Source organism: Diaphorobacter sp. HDW4A (genome assembly GCF_011305995.1).
In the GTDB taxonomy this organism is placed as follows: Bacteria; Pseudomonadota; Gammaproteobacteria; order Burkholderiales; family Burkholderiaceae_C; genus Diaphorobacter_A.
Map to the genome: position 1 here is coordinate 4,069,412 of NZ_CP049910.1, position 19,755 is coordinate 4,089,166.

Genomic DNA, 19,755 nt, shown 5'->3' on the forward strand with positions numbered 1-19,755 from the left:
TTGATGTTATTCAAAAAAATCAAGATGCCGGATAGCAAATATCAAATTTGATTAATCACCGACACTCGCATTGGTCAACAAAAATATTTTCATACGCACAAAAATGCACCTTTTGCTCAAGAACAAAAGGTGCATTTCCGCAAGCAGGTAATCAACTGAAAAATTGGAGGGGAGAGGACTGCCAGACTCGTCCGCATGTCCCCTGCCTTCTCATCAAATCAGCGATATCTGATGGTTCGCCAGCAATGTCGCCAGATCGGTTTCCACACCCGTCAGCGTCGCCAGCGTAGTCGACGCATATGCCGAGCCAGAACCATCGCGGTCGATGCTGACTACGGTGTTTCCGCCCGACGCGGTCACCGACAGGTACTGCGCGATGTTGTCACCCGCGTTGATCGTGGCCACGCCGTTGATGTACTTCGCCGCGAATTCGCCGTTCACCGTCGGGGTGTAGCCCACCAGCAGCTCGCTCACATCGATGCGGTCCGCATTTGCGGTCGCTTCCCAGGTGCCAACCTTGAAGCCATTCACCGTGTCGGCGCCGTTGCCACCTGTCGCGTTGCTCGCAGTGAGCAGCGTGTACAGCAGCGTATCGTTGCCACCCTTCGTCAGGTTGAAAGTGTCGTTGCCACCTCGGCCTTCGAACAGGTTGTCCGCAGCACTGTCGGTGAAGGTATCCGCACCCGAGGCACCCAGCAGACCCTCGATGTTCACGAACGTGTCGGAGCCGAAGCCGGAGGACTGCGCCGTGGTCACCGACAGGTCGATGGTCAGCGGCGAGTTGCCGGCCAACTCGTAGTCGACCACATCCAGGCCGCCGGTATCCGACCACGAGGTCACGCCCGACACCGTCACCGAACCGCCGCCGCCCGAGAACTTGTCGACACCCTGCGTCGCGAAGAACGTGTCGTTGTAACCCGTTCCCACGATGCCGTTGCCGATGTTCGCGTTCGCAACCGAGCTGGACGGCTCCGCCGTCAGCACATAGGCCGTTGTCGCCTCGCCCGCCGACAGTCCGCCCCAGGTCGAGTTGACGTTCTCGACCGTGTTCGAACCCACTGTGGCAACGCCACCGTAGTCCGTCGACGCGCCGTTCACATTGCCCAGCATCACCACGCTGTAGGTCTTGGACGCATCGAGACCCGTGAAGTCCACCAGAGCAGAACTGTCGTTGGTCTGATTGCCCGACTGAGCATTGATCATCTGCGTCTGCACCACCGCGCCTGTCGCCTCGTCGACCAGTTGCACCGTGTTCCCGTAGTAGGAGTTGATGCCTGTCTTGTCGAAGATCCGGACATGCAATGCCGTGCCTTCCGCCACCGCGTTCGTGTTGGCCACGTACTTGGTGTGACCTTGCGTGGTGAACGCAACCAGATCCTTGTCACCGTCCCAGTCGATGTCCGCAGCAATCGCACCCGTCACGGCATCGTTGTTGCTGGTGCTTGACCAAGAGCCGATGGTGTTGGAGCCACCGAGCAGGTTGGTCGTGGTGAACGACACGGTCGTGCCGGACGTCGTGTTGGTGTACAGGTTGATGGGGCCTGTATTGCCAGCCGCTGTCATGCCGCCATCGTTGCCGATACCCGGAAGTTCAATCACGTCCATCTTGCCGTCGTTGTTCCAGTCCACCGCCAACGATGCACCGCCTTGCAAGCTGTCGGTGAACGTATAGGTCCCCGCCGCTGTCGTGTTTCCAATGCCCGTTGTGGCGGTTGAGATCAAGTGGCCTGCTCCGTCGTTGAACAGAATCTGGCTCTTGTAGCTGTTAGCCGTGGAACTCGCATAGGCGCGCCCCATGAACAGATCCATGTAGCCGTCGCCGTTGTAGTCGGCCCAAGTCATCGCGACGCCATTGCCGATGTCCGGATTCACGTCACCACGCTGGAAGGCATCGTTGATGATCTGCGTGTTGGTCCATGTGCCATCGCCGAGGTTCTTCGCCACCACCAGACGGAAGTTGTTGTTCGATGTCGGTCCCGAGGACGAGGCGCCACCGATCTTCGACGTTCCATCCGTTGCGTGATAGATGAGATCTACCGCACCGTCGTTGTTCAGATCGACACCCGACAGATCCATGTCGGCGGTCGCATTGCCTTCGTTCGTAGGCGCTGGCGAACCGTTGTCATCATCCACATAGGCGCTGTCCTTGGTCATGCCGAGGATCGTGCCATCGACGTTCAGAACGATCTGCGAGTCGTAGCCTCCGTTCGCTCCCGCATCGTTGGTCGTCTGGTCACCGTAGGCGATGTCGACCAGACCGTCACCAGTCTTGTCAAAGCCCACCACGCCACCATACCAAGAGTTGGTGTTGGCAGTCGCGTCCGTCCCCTTGTCACCACCGACCGCTGTGGGCGCTCCCACCTGCAGCGCGGTGTAGGTCGAGCCGTTGTAGGTGAACGCTTGTTGACCGTCGTCATACTCACTGTCCACTGCGAACAGATCCATCAAACCATCGCGGTTGTAGTCGATGAACGTCGCGTTCTGGACGTAGTTTTCATCTTCGTACGCGGAGTTCTGCGCATCCGAATTGCTCACCAGGTCCGTCTTCGCGAAGCTACCCAGAGTCGTGCTGCTCGTACCGTTCGCATCCAGCATGGTCTGATTGGTATGGATACGCCACATGCCTGTTTCACTGATCGTGAAAGCTGTGGCCTTCTCGTCGATGTTGGCACCGCCCGCACCCATGGTCACCACCGGTGTGGCGCCGACCACCAGCTCGCCGCTCGTGTTGTCCGTCGTGATCGCACTGCCATCCGTCGCACGCAGCGTTGCCGCCACGTTGTAGGTTCCAACAGCCAACGCGTTAGCGCTCGGAATCTGCACGTACCAGGTGTTATTCAGCGGATCGACCACGACATCGCCGGTCTGCGATGTGTAGGTGACGCCGTTGATGACCACCTCGACATACTCGCCCGTCTGGATCTCGAAGCCAATGTAGCCCGCGACGACCGGTGTGGTGTCCAGTGTGCTCTGCGACTCCACCACCACCGTGAGGTCCACGTTGATCGCAAGCGATGCGCTCGATCCCGCATTGCCTGCACCATCCACCACCTTGGCGGTGTAGGTGTGCGACGAGTTGTCCGCCAAGCCTGCAGGCAGGTCGAAGGTCCAGCCCGTTCCGCTGACCGTTGCCGACCCCAGCTTCGTCGTGCCTTCGTAGATGTCCACCGTTTCACCGGTAGCCAGCGCCGTGCTCAACACGCCCTTCAATGTCGGCGTACGGTCGTCCGTCGTGGTGCCCGTGCCGAAGTCGCCCTGGCTTGCGCCCACGTTGTCCGCGTAGAGGAGGGTCGTCGTCGTCACCGGCGCAACCGTGTCCACGCCGATGGTGAAGGCGCTCGAAAGATCACCCGCCTCCAGATCCTCGTTGACCACCTGGGCCGTGTAGTTGTACGAACCGCCGTTTGCCAGACCGCTGAGTGAGTAGGTCCAACCCAGTCCGGTCGCATCCACTGTGGCCGTGCCGATGGCGACGCCGTCCAGGAAGACATCCACATGCTCGTCTGCCTCCAGCGCTGCGCTCAGCGTACCGTTGAGCATAGGAGCCAGATCGTCCGTGGACGTTCCGGAACCGTAGTCGCCCATCGCGTTGCCGACGTTGTCGGTGTAGCTGACGATGGCCGCTTCCGTATCCAAGCCCATGCCGATGATGATCGGCTCGCCCATGGTGTAGACCTTGTTCGCGCTGATGCTCGACGCATTGCCTGCCGCATCAGTGACCGTGGCTGTAGCAACCACGGTCTTATCCGCATCAAGGCTCAGGTTGGTGCCGCTCACGTCCACCGTCCAGGTCGTACCTGTGACCGTTGCGTTGTGGTTGACGTTGTTCACCGTCACTACCACGCTTGTCGATGCGGCATCCGCTGGCAGATTCGTCAGCGTGCCGGTCAGCGTCACCGCCGTTTGCACGGATTCCGCCGCACTCAGTTTGTTGTCCGCCGTCACGTCGTCCACCGTCAGGCCGACGTTCGTCACCACTGGAGCCGTCGTGTCGACTGTGTAGGTCTGCGACACGGTCTTCACCGCCTCGTTTCCTGCGGCGTCTACCACCGTGGCATCAACGTCCACCTGCGTGTCTGCGCTCAGGTTGGCCCCCGTCACGTTCACGCTCCAGGTGTTGCCCGTCACCGTCGCGACATAGTCGTTGCCGTTGACGTTCACCACCACCGACGTCGATGTAGCATCCGCTGGCACATTCGTCAGCGTACCTGTCAGGGTCACCGTGGCTTGTGCGGCTTCCGCTGCGTTCACCACGTTGTCGCCCGTGACGGCATCCACCGTCAGGCCCATGCTCGTCACCACAGGCGCTGTCGTGTCGACCGTGTAGGTCTGCGAGGCCGTCTTGACAGCCTCATTGCCTGCGGCGTCCACCACCGTGGCTTCGACGCCCACCTGCGTGTCAGCGCTCAGGTCTGCACCTGTCACGTTCACGCTCCAGGCGTTGCCCATCACCGTCGCGACGTAGTCGTTGCCGTTCACGTTCACCACCACCGACGTCGATGTAGCATCCGCTGGCACATTCGTCAGCATACCTGTCAGGGCCACCGTGGCTTGTGCGGCTTCCGCTGCGTTCACCAAGTTGTCGCCCGTGACGGCATTCACCGTTAGACCCATGCTGCTCACCACAGGCGCCGTGGTGTCCACGGTGTAGGTCTGCTCCACCGTCTTGGTGCCTTCGTTGCCGGCGGCGTCCGCAAGGGTTGCGGTCACTTGCAGGGTCTGGTCCGCGTCCGCTGCCAGATCTGATCCGGCGATGTTGGCGCTCCAGGTGTTGCCTGTCACGGTGGCCGTGTAGGTCGTGCCGTTCACCACCACCTGCACGGTCGTTGCGGTCACGTCCGCTGGCACGCCGGTGAGGATGCCGGTCACGGCCACCGTGGCCGCTGCCGCTTCGGCTGCGTTCACGATGTTGTCTGCCGCCACCGGATTCACGGTGAGCCCGACGTTCGTCATGTCCGGTGCCGTGGTGTCCAGCTCCACGGTGAACGGTGCGCCCGGCTCGCTTTCGTTGCCTGCTGCGTCCACGCTGGTGGTGGTGAACTCGTGTTCGCCGTCCGTGGTGAGCGCCGGTGTCGTGTACTCCCAGGTGCCGTCCGTGCCCACGGTCGCGCTGCCCACCAGGTCGCCGTCCACGTAGACGTTGACGATGTCGCCCGCCGTGCCCGTGCCACTCAATGTCGGGGTGGTGTCGTCGGTGACGTCGCCGCTGGCAAGATCGCCCTGCGGCTGGCCCACGTCGTCCACGGCCTTGCCGATGCTCGGCACGCCCGAAGCTGCCGTGTCCACTTCCAGCGTGAAGCTGGCCGTGATCGTGGCGTTGGCCGCGTTGGTGCTGCTGGCCGTGTAGGTGTGGCTGCCGTCCGCTTGCGCTGGCAGGGCCACGCTCCAGGTGCCTGCGGCATCCGCCACGGCGCTCGCCACGAGGGTCGTGCCTTCGTAGATCTCCACCGTTGCACCTGCGTTGGCCTTGCCTGCGAAGGTCGGTGTGTTGTCGTTGGTGGTGCCGCCGTCGGCAATGGCGCCCACGGTGCCTTCCACGTCGTCCGTCACGCTGTCGATGGTGAGCTCCAGCGCGCTGGTGTCCACCGTGAAGGTGAGCGCAGGGCTCTCTTCGCTGGTGTTGCCCGCTTCGTCGGTGACGGTCGTCGTGAGGCTGTGTTCGCCCTCGCCCAGTGCCGGTGCGGGGGTGAAGCTCCAGGTGCCGTCCGGCTGCACGGTGGCCGTGCCGAGCACTGCGCCGTTGTCCAGCACGGTGATGACCTCGCCTTCCTCACCCGTGCCGCTGAGCGTCGGGGTGGCGTCGTCGGTGGTGCCGCCTTCTGCGATCACGCCTTCCGTGTTCACGTTGTCGGTGGCGACCGGTGCTGCCGGGGTGGCAGGCGCCAGGGTGTCCACGACGATGTCGTAGGCGCCGGTGGCTGCGCTCTGCACGCCTGCGGCGTTGGTGCTGGTGGCCGTGAGGCTGTGGTCGCCTTCGCCCAGAGCGCTGACTTCCACGCTCCAGTTGCCGTTGGCATCGACCACGACGCTGCCAACGGCCGTTGCGCCGTCATACACCGTCACCGTGGTGCCCACCGTGCCCGTGCCGCTGATCACCGGCGTGTTGTCGCTGGTGAGCGCGTCCTTCTGGATGTTCTCCAGCACGCCCGTGTCGTTGGCCGACACGTCGGTGATCGAAGGTGCTGCGGGTGCTGCACCGTCGAACACGAAGGCGATCTCGCCAGTCTCCGTGCCTGCGTTGCCCGCTGCATCGACCGGACGCAGCGTGAAGCTGTGGTCCGCACCCGTGATCGGTGCATCTGGCGACACGCTGAACGTGCCGTCCGGGTTCACCGTGGCGCTGCCGATCACCACGCCGTTGTCCAGCAGCTCGACCACTGCCACGTCGGCGGCGGCTGTGCCGGTGTAGGTCGGTGTGCTGTCGTCCGTGCTCTCGCCCGCTTCGATGGCGGTCTGGTCTGCACCCACGTTGTCGTTCAGCACCAGGCCCGTCAGGCTGCCGTCGACCGGCGCCGTGGTGTCCACAGTGTAAGTCTGGTCCACCGTCTTGGTGCCTTCGTTGCCGGCGGCGTCCGCAAGGGTTGCGGTCACTTGCAGGGTCTGGTCCGCGTCCGCTGCCAGATCTGATCCGGCGATGTTGGCGCTCCAGGTGTTGCCTGTCACGGTGGCCGTGTAGGTCGTGCCGTTCACCACCACCTGCACGGTCGTTGCGGTCACGTCCGCTGGCACGCCGGTGAGGATGCCGGTCACGGCCACCGTGGCCGCTGCCGCTTCGGCTGCGTTCACGATGTTGTCTGCCGCCACCGGATTCACGGTGAGCCCGACGTTCGTCATGTCCGGTGCCGTGGTGTCCAGCTCCACGGTGAACGGTGCGCCCGGCTCGCTTTCGTTGCCTGCTGCGTCCACGCTGGTGGTGGTGAACTCGTGTTCGCCGTCCGTGGTGAGCGCCGGTGTCGTGTACTCCCAGGTGCCGTCCGTGCCCACGGTCGCGCTGCCCACCAGGTCGCCGTCCACGTAGACGTTGACGGTGTCGCCCGCCGTGCCCGTGCCACTCAATGTCGGGGTGGTGTCGTCGGTGACGTCGCCGCTGGCAAGATCGCCCTGCGGCTGGCCCACGTCGTCCACGGCCTTGCCGATGCTCGGCACGCCCGAAGCTGCCGTGTCCACTTCCAGCGTGAAGCTGGCCGTGATCGTGGCGTTGGCCGCGTTGGTGCTGCTGGCCGTGTAGGTGTGGCTGCCGTCCGCTTGCGCTGGCAGGGCCACGCTCCAGGTGCCTGCGGCATCCGCCACGGCGCTCGCCACGAGGGTCGTGCCTTCGTAGATCTCCACCGTTGCACCTGCGTTGGCCTTGCCTGCGAAGGTCGGTGTGTTGTCGTTGGTGGTGCCGCCGTCGGCAATGGCGCCCACGGTGCCTTCCACGTCGTCCGTCACGCTGTCGATGGTGAGCTCCAGCGCGCTGGTGTCCACCGTGAAGGTGAGCGCAGGGCTCTCTTCGCTGGTGTTGCCCGCTTCGTCGGTGACGGTCGTCGTGAGGCTGTGTTCGCCCTCGCCCAGTGCCGGTGCGGGGGTGAAGCTCCAGGTGCCGTCCGGCTGCACGGTGGCCGTGCCGAGCACTGCGCCGTTGTCCAGCACGGTGATGACCTCGCCTTCCTCACCCGTGCCGCTGAGCGTCGGGGTGGCGTCGTCGGTGGTGCCGCCTTCTGCGATCACGCCTTCCGTGTTCACGTTGTCGGTGGCGACCGGTGCTGCCGGGGTGGCAGGCGCCAGGGTGTCCACGACGATGTCGTAGGCGCCGGTGGCTGCGCTCTGCACGCCTGCGGCGTTGGTGCTGGTGGCCGTGAGGCTGTGGTCGCCTTCGCCCAGAGCGCTGACTTCCACGCTCCAGTTGCCGTTGGCATCGACCACGACGCTGCCAACGGCCGTTGCGCCGTCATACACCGTCACCGTGGTGCCCACCGTGCCCGTGCCGCTGATCACCGGCGTGTTGTCGCTGGTGAGCGCGTCCTTCTGGATGTTCTCCAGCACGCCCGTGTCGTTGGCCGACACGTCGGTGATCGAAGGTGCTGCGGGTGCTGCACCGTCGAACACGAAGGCGATCTCGCCAGTCTCCGTGCCTGCGTTGCCCGCTGCATCGACCGGACGCAGCGTGAAGCTGTGGTCCGCACCCGTGATCGGTGCATCTGGCGACACGCTGAACGTGCCGTCCGGGTTCACCGTGGCGCTGCCGATCACCACGCCGTTGTCCAGCAGCTCGACCACTGCCACGTCGACGGCGGCTGTGCCGGTGTAGGTCGGTGTGCTGTCGTCCGTGCTCTCGCCCGCTTCGATGGCGGTCTGGTCTGCGCCGACGTTGTCGTTCAGTACCAGGGCTGTCAGGCTGCCGTCGACCGGGGGGACAGTGTCGGACGCCTGCGATGCGCTGGCCGCTGCGGTGAGGTTGCCCGCCAGATCATGTGCTGCACCTGTTGGCACGCTCACTGTGATCGTGCCCGCATCGCCATCAAACGGTGTGATCTCGAGCGTGTAGACGCCCGGCGAGACTTGCGTGAACTGACCCGCTTCGCCGCCGCTGAAGGCGATATCGCTGGCGTCGAATCCTTCGACGTCCTCACTGAATGTGAAAGTGAAGGTGACGACACCGTTCTGGCCGACCACGCCTGCGACGTTGTCGGTGATCGTCAGCGTGGGAGCCACGCCGTCGACGGTCGCGTCCGTTTCGCCGCTGATGTTGCCAGCAGGATCGGTGGCGGTCACGGTGACGGTATCGCCATCGGTGAGGTTGCCGGGGTTCGGCACCTCAAAGCTGCCATCCGGACCGGCGATGACGGAGTCCGTCGTGCCGTCAGGATAGGTCACGGTGACGGTCGAACCCGCTTCGGCCTCGCCGGTGATCGGATCGGTCGTGCCAACAGGGTCGACCGTCGGCGATGTCGGCGCGATGCCGTCGACGGTCGCGTCCGTTTCGCCGCTGATGTTGCCTGCGGAATCGGTCGCCGTCACGGTGACGATGTCGCCGTCCGTGAGATTGCCCGGGTTCGGCAACTCGAAGCCGCCATCCGGACCTGCCACGACGGAATCCGTCGTGCCGTCGGGATAAGTCACGGTCACGGTCGAGCCTGCTTCGGCCTCGCCGGTGATCGGGTCGGTCGTGCCGACAGGGTCCACGGTTGGAGCTGTTGGAGCGATGCCGTCCACAGTCGCGGTGGCTTCGTCGCTGGTGTTATTAGCGGCGTCAGTGGCCGTCACGGTGATGACGTCGCCGTCCGTGAGGTTGCCCGGATTCGGGATCTCGAAGCTGCCGTCGGTACCGGCGATCACGGAGTCGGTCGTACCGTCAGGATAGGTCACGGTCACGGTCGAACCGGGTTCGGCCTCGCCGGTGATTGGAGCTGTTGCGCCCACTTCATCAATCGTGGGGGGCAGCGGCGCGGTGACGTCCACACCGCTCACGCTCGCGTTGGCCTCGTCGCTGGTGTTTCCTGCTGGGTCGGTGGCCGTCACGATGATGATGTCACCGGCATTGAGGCCGCCGGGGTTCGGCACTTCAAAGCTGCCGTCCGGACCGGCGACGACAGATTCCGTCGTGCCATCAGGGAAGGTCACGTTCACGGTCGAGCCCGGTTCGGCTTCGCCGGTGATCGGTGCGGTCGTCGTCACTTCGTCAATGGTCGGCACACTTGGCGCCACGCCATCCACGGTTGCGTTCGTCTCGCCGCTGACATTGCCAGCAGGATCGGTCGCGGTCACGGTGATGGTTTCGCCGTCCGTCAGATTGCCGGGGTTGGGTACTTCAAAACTGCCATCTGGGCCGGCCACGACGGATTCTGTCGTGCCATCGGGGAAGGTCACGGTCACCGTGGTGCCGGGTTCAGCTTCACCAGTGATCGGGTCGGTCGTGCCCACGGGGTCCACAGTCGGAGCCGTTGGAGCGATGCCATCCACGTTCACGGTCGTTTCACCGCTGGTGTTGCCTGCTGGGTCGGTTGCAGTCACGGTGATTTCTTCACCGTCCGTCAAGCCACCAGGATTCGGCACTTCAAAGCTGCCGTCCGGACCAGCAACAACCGTTTCTGTCGAACCGTCGGGGAAGGTCACGGTCACGGTCGAGCCGGGTTCGGCTTCGCCGGTGATCGGGTCGGTCGTGCCAACAGGGTCGACGGTCGGAGCTGTTGGAGCCACGCCATCCACGTTCACCGTGGTTTCGCCGCTGGTGTTGCCTGCGGGGTCGGTAGCAGTCACGAGGATCTCTTCGCCATCGGTGAGGCCGCCGGGGTTAGGTACTTCAAAGCTGCCATCCGGACCGGCCACGACGGATTCTGTCGTGCCATCTGGGAAGGTCACCGTCACGGTCGAGCCAGGTTCGGCCTCGCCAGTAATCGGGTCGGTCGTGCCGACGGGGTCGACCGTTGGTGCGGGAGGCGCTACGGCATCCACAGTGGCGGTGGCTTCGCCGCTGACGTTGCCCGACGGGTCGGTGGCGGTGACGGTGATCTTGTCGCCGTCGGTGAGATCGCCCGGATTGGGGATGGTGAAGCTGCCATCCGGACCTGCGGTCACGGAGTCCTTCGAACCATCGGGATAGGTCACCGTCACGGTCGAGCCTGGCTCTGCGGTGCCGGTGATGGGGTCGGTGCCGTTCACCAGATCGACGTCGGGCACGGCCGGTGCGGTGGTGTCGACGGGTGGCTGTTCTGTGGTGCCGCCGTCAACTGTCGCGGTGGCTTCACCGCTGGTGTTACCGGAAGGGTCAGTGGCGGTGACGGTGACCTTTTCGCCGTCTTCAAGGCCGCCGGGGTTGGGCACGGTGAAGTTGCCGTCCTTGCCCGTGGTCACGGTCGCGGTCGAGCCATCGGGGAATTCCACGGTCACGGTCGAGCCTGGCTCTGCCTTGCCGGTGATCGGCTCGTCCGGAGTAACGGTGTTCACAGTGGGAACGTTGGGCGCAATCGCATCGATGGTCACGCTGGCTTCGCCGCTGGTGTTGCCGGAAGGATCGGTGGCGGTCACGGTGACCTTGTCGCCGTTGTCGAGGCCGCCGGGGTTGGGCACTTCAAAGCTGCCGTCCGGGCCGGCGGTCACAGTCGTCGTCGAGCCGTCGGGGAATTTCACGGTAACGGTCGAACCGGGCTCCGCGGTGCCGGTGAGGGGATCCTTCGCGTTGGCGGGGTCCACGGTCGGTGCGAGCGGTGCGACGGCGTCGACCGTTGCGGTGGCTTCGCCGCTGGTGTTGCCAGCCGCGTCGGTGGCGGTCACGGTGACCTTGTCGCCGTCGCCGAGACCGGGATTGGCCACCGAGAACGTGCCGTCTTCGCCAACCAGCGCAGTGGCCGTCGTGCCGTCGGGGAAGGTCACCTTCACGGTCGAGCCGGGTTCGGCGTGGCCGGTGATCGGATCATGCCCGTTGACATGGTCCACGGTCGGGGTGTCCGGCGCAATCGCGTCCACAGTCGCCATGGCAGGATCGCTCACGCCGTTGGAAGAGTCCGTCGCGACGACCGAGATGGTGTCACCATCTTTCAGGCCGGGGTTGGGAACCGAGAACTTACCGTCCGCACCAGCTGTCGTCGTCGCCGTTGTGCCGTCGGGGAAGGTCACTGTCACGGTCGAGCCTGCAGTGGCCACTCCTGTGATGGGGTCCTTGCCGTTCACCGCATCAAGGACGGGCGTTGGAAGTTTGACGGGCTGAGGCGAAGAGTCGGAGCCGCCCATGCTGGAGCCCACGGCCAGCAGCGCGGCCATACCGGCCGCCCAGGTCAGCACCAGTGGAACGGCCGCATTATCCGCCTCTGCAAGCAGCGGCTCGATCGAATAGAGATTCGAGTAGCTGTAACCGAGCGCGCCTTCACCCTCGCCGAACGAGGCGAGCCACAGGCCTTCCTGATCGTCCTCCAGCACCAGATTGCTCTGGCCGCCGTCGAGTTGGGCAAAGAAGTCATGCACCGTGATGACCTCACCGCTGTGCAGCTTGATGATCAGATCGTTGCCGGCGCGGATCATTTCCTTGACATCCGCGCGCGTGGCAGCGACTTGAACCACGGAGGCATCCGACAGACGGAATTCGGCCGGCATGTTGTACTTGGACACTGCGGACTTCTTGGAGACAACAACAATGTCTACGTGACCTGCAGAAGACGACATAAAAAGCTCACTTTAAAAAATTAAAAACTGGCAATCTCGCCGGACACCACGGTCCTGACGACAAACTTGGAAAATCAAGGACAGCGCCCCAGATGGGTCCGCTTGCTCAATCAATTAATAAAACCGATGGATTTTTGAGAAGAAAATTAAGAATCAAAAAATCAAACCGGGGTTAATTTCAAATATTCCCCAGCGCGAATACGCGAAGGGCCGCAGATTACCTAGCAGACGGCCAAAACACTTGACAAATCTCAAACAAAAACCCAAGCCAATGGCATCCATGCATTTGGTTAACAGACTTCCTAAGCCATTGATCACAGTTAACAAATAGTCCACTTACATCTATGAAAGGAAAGATTTCAGAATTAACCACCTGCTTCTAAAGCTGAACGCCATGCACCTCTCCAATCTTTCCTCCGCATTCGAGAAAATCAATGCAAATGATTGATTAACAACATGGAAAATGTATCCATTCATTACCCCTCAACCATGAAGCGGATTAAATCATTTTCCAACTAGATTCATTGACCTGAATTCATGCCCGACACAATTCTTAAAACATGCTCCTCGAATACAAGCAAGCAGCTAGTTATGCCTGTTTTCGAGAGAAATTTGCGAATTCGCTCAAGCACATGCATAATCACAGCACCCATATTTTTCTCTGCATGAGAGAAGCGCTAACAACGACTCAATTCAAATCGCACCCAAACCTGCCTCATCATTCGCAAAGCACATCTTCAGCCTCGATGTATTCAAATCACAGAATCAAAATAAATAGTGACCTTAGAATCCCAGCATTGAGATCGACGCTCAAATCCACATGACAAGCATGCTCATGATTCATCAATAGCTATCCCAGCAAACGTTTTCGAACGGGTGACGACCTCGATTTCAAATCGAGAACATTTTTCCCCAAGAAATATCAAAAGCAACAGTGCAAAAAAGAGATTATTCGATTGAATTTGTGAGCTTTAATGCGCTTAATTTCACAATACTGAAATAATGCCAAAGCAATTCATACCGACAAAGGTCATCACCATCAAATACCAAGATACTGGAAATAAACAAGTGCAATCAAATGACCGCAATGGCTTGCGATTCAAAATAAATCGGTGACTGATGCATTTGAGAGACAAAGAGGCAGTGATCTCCGCGCCGACAGCAGACGACCTGACGTCCGATCTATCTCAAAATCCATAGATCGGGTAGAGATGGACGCTGGGACTCAGGAAGCACAGCCCGCAATCAGGCTGCATGCCGCAGCGGTTCTATTGGAGACAGGTGCAGGAGGAGGAGGAAACGCTTGGGACAAAGAAACGTCCACCCTCTGAGACGATTCCTGTTTCAGGCCGCAACAGTCTGCGCTGGCGGGCCATTTTTTTGCAAGGCGCTGAAAGCGCCTTAACGCGGAACGCCCGCAGCCCCCATTTCAAGGTGCCTGCGGAACGCACAGCGGATCACTCCACCGTCACGGATTTGGCCAGGTTGCGTGGCTTGTCCACATCGGTACCGCGCGCTACTGCCGTGTGATAGGCCAGCAGTTGCAGTGGCACCACGTGCAGGATGGGACTTAAAGCGCCATAGTGCTCGGGCATGCGAATGACGTGGATGCCCTCTTCGCTTTCGATCTGCGAGTCACCGTCTGCCAGAACATAGAGCACACCGCCCCGCGCACGAACTTCCTGCATATTGCTCTTGAGCTTTTCGAGCAACTCGTCATGTGGCGCCACCGTGACCACAGGCATGCTGCTGGTGACCAGGGCGAGCGGGCCGTGCTTGAGTTCGCCAGCGGGATACGCCTCGGCGTGGATGTAGCTGATTTCCTTGAGCTTGAGCGCGCCTTCCAGAGCTATTGGATAGTGGATACCGCGGCCGAGAAACAAGGCGTTTTCCATCTTCGCAAAGTCTTCGGCCCAACTGATGACTTGCGGCTCGAGTGCGAGCACTGACTGCAGGGCAACCGGCAGATGACGCATCGACGTGAGGTACTTGGCTTCCTGCTCTTCGCTCAAGCGGCCCTTGGCCTGCGCGAGCGCGAGCGTCAACAGGAAAAGACCGGCCAGTTGGGTGGTGAAGGCCTTTGTGGAAGCCACTCCGATCTCGATGCCCGCGCGCGTGATGTAGGAGAGTTCGCACTCTCGCACCATCGCGCTGGTGGCGACATTGCAAACAGTGAGCGTGTGCATCATGCCCAGACTCTGCGCATGACGTAACGCGGCCAGCGTATCTGCAGTTTCGCCCGACTGGCTGATGGTGACAACCAGCGTCTTCGGATTGGGCACGCTGGTGCGGTAACGGTATTCGCTCGCGACTTCGACGTTGCACGGAATCTTGGCGATGGCTTCGACCCAGTATTTGGCGGAGCAGCCACTGTAGTAACTGGTGCCGCAGGCGAGGATCAGAACGGAGTCAATTTCCTTGAATACACGCCACGCGGCGGTGCGGGTGCTGCCGTCAGCATCGAGGCCGTCGAAGAGTTCGGGCACGATGCCTTGCACACCTTCCAGTGTGTCAGCAATCGCGCGCGGCTGCTCGAAGATCTCCTTTTGCATGTAATGGCGATACGGGCCGAGTTCCGCCGCTCCGCTGTGGGCATGCACCGTGCGCACCGGGCGCTCCGCATCGGTCATGCGCTGGCCGTTGTGATCAACAATCCAGTAACGGCCGGGTTGCAGATCCACCAGATCGCCTTCCTTCAGATAGACGATCTGATCGGTCACACCTGCCAGCGCCATGGCGTCGCTCGCGAGAAAGTTCTCGCCTTGACCCGCGCCCAGCACCAGAGGCGAGCCTGCCCGCGCGCCGACCACGCGATGCGGCTCATCCTTGTGCATGACGGCAATGGCAAACGCGCCATGTAGTTGCGCGACGGTCGCCTTCACCGCGTCGAACAGGTCGCCGTCATACAGGCTGTCGACCAGATGCGCGATGACTTCCGTATCGGTCTGGCTGGAGAACACATAGCCGCGCGCCTGCAGCATCTTGCGCAGTTCAACATAATTTTCGATGATGCCGTTGTGCACCAGCGCCACGCGACCCGCGCGTTCAGTATCTGCGGGCGCCGCATTGGGGCCGTGGCTGAAATGCGGATGGGCGTTGTGCACCGCCGGGGCGCCGTGCGTCGCCCAGCGGGTATGGGCGATGCCGGTGGCACCTTGCAGATGTTCGGCATCCACCTGTGCCTGCAATTCGGCGACGCGCGCCGTGCTGCGGGCGCGATGCAGCCCGCCCGTGGGCTCATTGCCCATGCTGGCCTCGTGCACGGCAACGCCGCAGGAGTCATAACCGCGATATTCAAGGCGCTGCAGGCCCTGAACGAGGATGGGAACGATATTGCGGTGAGAAACCGCGCCGACGATGCCGCACATAGATGAAAGCTCCTTGGCAAAGGCTCAGCCCTGCACTTGACGATGGGGGTCGTGTGTTCACGAGTGACCGGGATGGTACGCAGGGAATTTCGAAATATCAGATTCATTTTTTATTGATTTTGGAATAATATTTCGCAACAAATACACAGAGAAATTGAATTCCAAATTATTAATAAACATGGAATTAAATAACACCATTGACGCCATTGATAGGCAGTTGCTCGATTGGCTGCAGAAAGACGCGTCCGTCAGCAATCAAATGCTGGCTGAGCGCGTCCATGTTTCGCCACCCACCTGCCTGCGTCGCGTGCGTCGCTTGCACGAGCTGGGACTGATCGAGAAACAGGTGGCGCTGCTGCAGCCCGACCGGCTTGCCGAGCTGCAAGGACACGGACTCACCGCCATCGTCGAGATCACGCTGGACCAGCAGGGCGCGGAGTTCCTGAGCGCATTCGAGGCGCGTGCAATCTGCGACGAGCAGGTGCAGCAATGCTGGCGCGTGTCGCCCGGGCCGGACTTCATTCTGGTGGTCCACGTACACGACATGCCCACCTACCACGCGCTCGCTCAGCGGCTTTTCACGCACGACGCCAACGTGCGCAACGTCAAGGCCTTCTTCGCCACGCACCGCGCCAAGTTCGACACCCGCGTACCGATCCGGCTTGAATAGATGCAGTTTGTCACCATCTGGAACCCAAGCAATGCCCGCCGGATTCTCTCGGCTCTTGGCATTCGCCTACTATTCACAAATACAGATCCATAAACGTCGGCCATACCCACGAGCGCCGGCCCAGGAGCGTGATGCATGGAATTCAAGGACTACTACAAGATCCTCGGCGTCGACAAGAACGCCTCCGCGGACGAGATCAAGAAAGCCTACCGAAAGCTCGCCCGCAAATACCACCCGGACGTCAGCAAGGAAGCTGACGCCTCGGCGCGCATGGCCGAAGTCAACGAGGCCAACACCGTGCTGTCCGATCCCGAAAAGCGCGCTGCCTACGACAACCTCGGCAAGGAAAGCGCCTACCGCCAAGGACAGGATTTCCGCGCGCCACCAAACTGGGACGCAGGTTACGAATTCACTGGTTCGCACGACGGCGACGGCATGGACAACGCCGCCTTCAGCGACTTCTTCGAACAGATGTTCGGTCGCACCGCACGCGCCCAACGAGGCGGTGGTAATGGCAGCGGAAGCGCGGGTGCCTCTCAGTTTCGAGGCGGTCCGCCGCCATCGCAGCGCGGCGAAGACCACCACGCCAAGATCGAACTCGGTCTGCAGGACTCCTACACCGGTGCGGAACGCATGCTCACGCTGCGCGGGGCCAAGCTCGACGACAGCGGCCACTTGGTCAATGAAGAGCGTCAACTGCAGGTCACCATCCCCAAGGGCGTGCGCGAAGGCCAACTGATCCGCCTGCCCGGTCAAGGCAGCCCCGGCTATGGCGGAGCCCCGAACGGCGACCTGTTCCTGGAAGTGCAGTTCAAGCCCGACGCACGCTGGCGCGCTCAGGATCGCGACGTCTACCAATTGGTCAACATCGCCCCCTGGGAAGCCGAACTCGGCGGCCCCATCGAGGTGACGACACCCAGCGGCAGCACGGTCGAGGTCAACGTCCCCGCCCACTCCAAACCCGGCCGCAAGCTGCGCCTGAAAGAACGCGGCCTGCCCTCGGCCACGCCCGGTGACCTGTACCTGGAACTGCATGTTGTACTGCCGCAAGCCAGCACCGATGACCAGCGCGCCGCCTACAGCCAGTTGGCCAAGGCCTTCCCGCAGTTCAACCCACGCAGCGGCCAGTGACGCGCAAGCAAGAAGAAGGACACTTCACATGCCCAACCCACACGACACCCCACGCGCCCTTGGCGAGCTGCTTGATGACCACTCCTTGAGCCTAGAAGACCTCGCCCGCGCCTGCGCCAAAGCGCCAGACTGGGTGACCGAACGCGTCTCGGAAGGCCTGCTGCAGGGGCAGGAGGCTGCAGGCACCTGGCGCTTCACCAGCACCACTGTGATTCGTGCGCGCCGCATCGCCAGGCTCGAATCGACGTTCGATGCCGATCCTCAACTGGCCGCGCTCACTACTGATCTGATGGAGGAAGTGGCGGAGCTCCGGCTGCGGATGCGGCAGATGGAGGCGGCGCTGAAAGCGCGGTGATCAGTCCTGCGGTCACGCTCTCCCCGACTCGCCCACCGCGGGGGAGGTGGGGTCGGTATTCTGTTTTTTCTTTCTGCTGGGGGGTTGAGGGCGGAGGCCGGGAGTTCCGCCCGGCGGCGGAGTAACTTTTGGGTCTTGCCCAAAAAGTCACCAAAAATACGTTTTTAATACCCGCAGCAGAACTCGCTTTGCGCTTCGCGCGCCGCTCGGACAACCGCCGCGAGTCAGAATTTTCATAGAAGGTGTGTTCGGCACGTCGCTTCGCTCGTGCCGCACATCTCGCGACTTCGCGAGATGTGGGTGCGCCGGTGTTGTGCGACTAGCCAATCCCCGCGAGATCACCCTCGCAAAAAAGTGCAGTGGGCATTTGCGCCTCAACCCAACTCCACAAACGCCCCGGCACGAGCGCAGCGACGTGCCGCAAGTTCCTCTTAGTTAGCCTCTAGCTCGCGGCGGTTGCCCGAACGGAGCGACGCAGTCGCGAAGTGAGTTCTGCCGCGTGACCCCGAATTCAAAGTGCGTTTTTGATTACTTTTTGCGCACAAGCAAAAAGTGATTGCCCCGCCGGGGGCAGTCCCGGCCTTCGCCCTCAACCAAAGCACAAAAGCCTATAAGAAGTAAAAAACTACTTCTTAGAAGGCCGCTTCCAGTCAGCAATACTGACCTGCTTCCCCCGAGCCACGCTCAGCGCCCCAGGCACAGTACTCTTGGTAATAGTAGACCCCCCGCCAACAGTGCCCCCAGCACCAATGGTCACAGGCGCCACCAACACACAATTGCTCCCGATGTGAACATCCGCCTCAATCACAGTGCGATGCTTGTTCACCCCATCGTAGTTGGCGGTAATGCTCCCCGCCCCGTAGTTCACCCGCTCGCCAACAGTTGCATCTCCAAGATAAGCCAGATGATTGGCCTTGGCACCATCCGCCAACGTGGAGTTCTTCACCTCCACGAAATTGCCGATGTGCACCTCGCGGCCCAGTTGAGCCCCCGGGCGCAACCGCGCAAAGGGCCCGATCAATGCACCTTCGCCGACCGAAACACCGGCCTTTTCGCCATCGATGTGGGTGAACGGATGAATCACCGCGCTCGCCGCGATCGTCACGTTGCTGATATGACAGTACGCGCCGATGCGCGCGCCTTCGCCGATTTCGACCGCACCCGTGAAGATGCAGCCCACGTCGATGTCCACATCGGTCGAACAATTCAGTTGGGCGAGCACGCCGCGCGCATCGTCGCGCAGATCGAACCTCGCGGGGTCGGCCAGACGCACGCCCTGCTCCATCAGCTTGGCGGCCTGACGCAGTTGGTGCGCGCGCTCGAGCGCCGCGAGTTGCATGGGACTGTTCACACCCTCGACCTGCAGCGGATCGTCAATGCAGTGGCCGATCACCGGCACGCCATCGGCCACTGCCATCGCAACCACGTCGGTCAGGTAGAACTCTTTCTGCGCGTTGTTGTTATCGAGGTGCGCGAGCCACTGCTTCAAGTGCTTCGCAGGTGCGGCCATGATGCCGCTGTAGATCTCGTTGATCGCGCGCTGCGCGTCGCTCGCATCCTTGTGCTCGACGATGCGCTGAACCACGCCATTCGCGTCGCGCACGATGCGGCCGTAGCCGGTCGGGTCTGGCACGCGCACCGAGAGCAGCGCGAGCTTGTCACCACCGGATGCCGCGACCAGATCGGCCACGGTCTGCGCCAGCGTGAGCGGTACGTCGCCGGAAAGCACGACGACCACGCCATCATCGTCCTGCAGCTTGGGAACCGCCTGTTGCACGGCGTGGCCGGTGCCGAGCTGCGGTTCCTGGCGCACGAACTGCATGTCCATGGTCGTCGCAAGTGGCAGCTGGAACGCCGCGCATGCAGCCTCGACCTGATCGGCGCCATGCCCCGTCACCACCACCACGCGGCGTGGCGCGAGGCTTTGCGCCTGCGCCACCACATGCTGCAGCAGCGGCCTGCCCGCCAGACGTTGCAGAACCTTGGGAGTGCGGCTTTTCATGCGCGTGCCCTTGCCTGCGGCCATGATGATGATGTCGAGTTGCGCTGTCATGTGTGTGTTGGATGCGAGTCGGCGGCTCGCCAGAAGAGCA

Annotated in this window: 6 protein-coding genes; 3 read left to right on the plus strand and 3 right to left on the minus strand. The window is 62.0% G+C overall.

Features of this window, described 5'->3' with window-relative positions; all coding sequences use genetic code 11:
• Positions 1–213: 213 nt before the first annotated feature.
• Together G7047_RS18640 and glmS are read right to left on the minus strand one after the other, a co-directional pair.
• On the minus strand, positions 214–12,138 hold the full coding sequence (locus tag G7047_RS18640) for an Ig-like domain-containing protein (protein WP_166308693.1): 11,925 nt from the start codon (positions 12,136–12,138) through the stop codon (positions 214–216).
• A 1,457-nt stretch (positions 12,139–13,595) separates the two neighbouring features.
• The gene (gene glmS / locus G7047_RS18645; protein WP_166308696.1) at positions 13,596–15,506 is read right to left on the minus strand and encodes a glutamine--fructose-6-phosphate transaminase (isomerizing); all 1,911 of its coding nucleotides are present in this window, start codon (positions 15,504–15,506) and stop codon (positions 13,596–13,598) included.
• Between the two features lie 178 nt (positions 15,507–15,684).
• Here glmS and G7047_RS18650 point away from each other — a divergent pair, with 178 nt between their 5' ends.
• From G7047_RS18650 to G7047_RS18660, 3 genes are all read left to right on the plus strand, one after another.
• Entirely contained in the window at positions 15,685–16,176 is a 492-nt protein-coding gene (locus G7047_RS18650) for an Lrp/AsnC family transcriptional regulator (protein ID WP_166308699.1), read from the plus strand.
• Between the two features lie 135 nt (positions 16,177–16,311).
• Positions 16,312–17,307, plus strand: coding sequence for a DnaJ C-terminal domain-containing protein (locus G7047_RS18655; protein ID WP_166308702.1), 996 nt, complete (start codon positions 16,312–16,314; stop codon positions 17,305–17,307).
• 28 nt (positions 17,308–17,335) lie between these two features.
• Complete coding sequence (locus G7047_RS18660; RefSeq protein WP_166308705.1) at positions 17,336–17,662, plus strand: chaperone modulator CbpM; 327 nt, start codon at positions 17,336–17,338, stop codon at positions 17,660–17,662.
• Positions 17,663–18,287: 625 nt separating this feature from the next.
• On the opposite strand, the gene glmU is transcribed toward G7047_RS18660, so the two are convergent.
• On the minus strand, positions 18,288–19,715 hold the full coding sequence (gene glmU, locus G7047_RS18665; protein ID WP_166308708.1) for a bifunctional UDP-N-acetylglucosamine diphosphorylase/glucosamine-1-phosphate N-acetyltransferase GlmU: 1,428 nt from the start codon (positions 19,713–19,715) through the stop codon (positions 18,288–18,290).
• Positions 19,716–19,755: the final 40 nt, after the last annotated feature.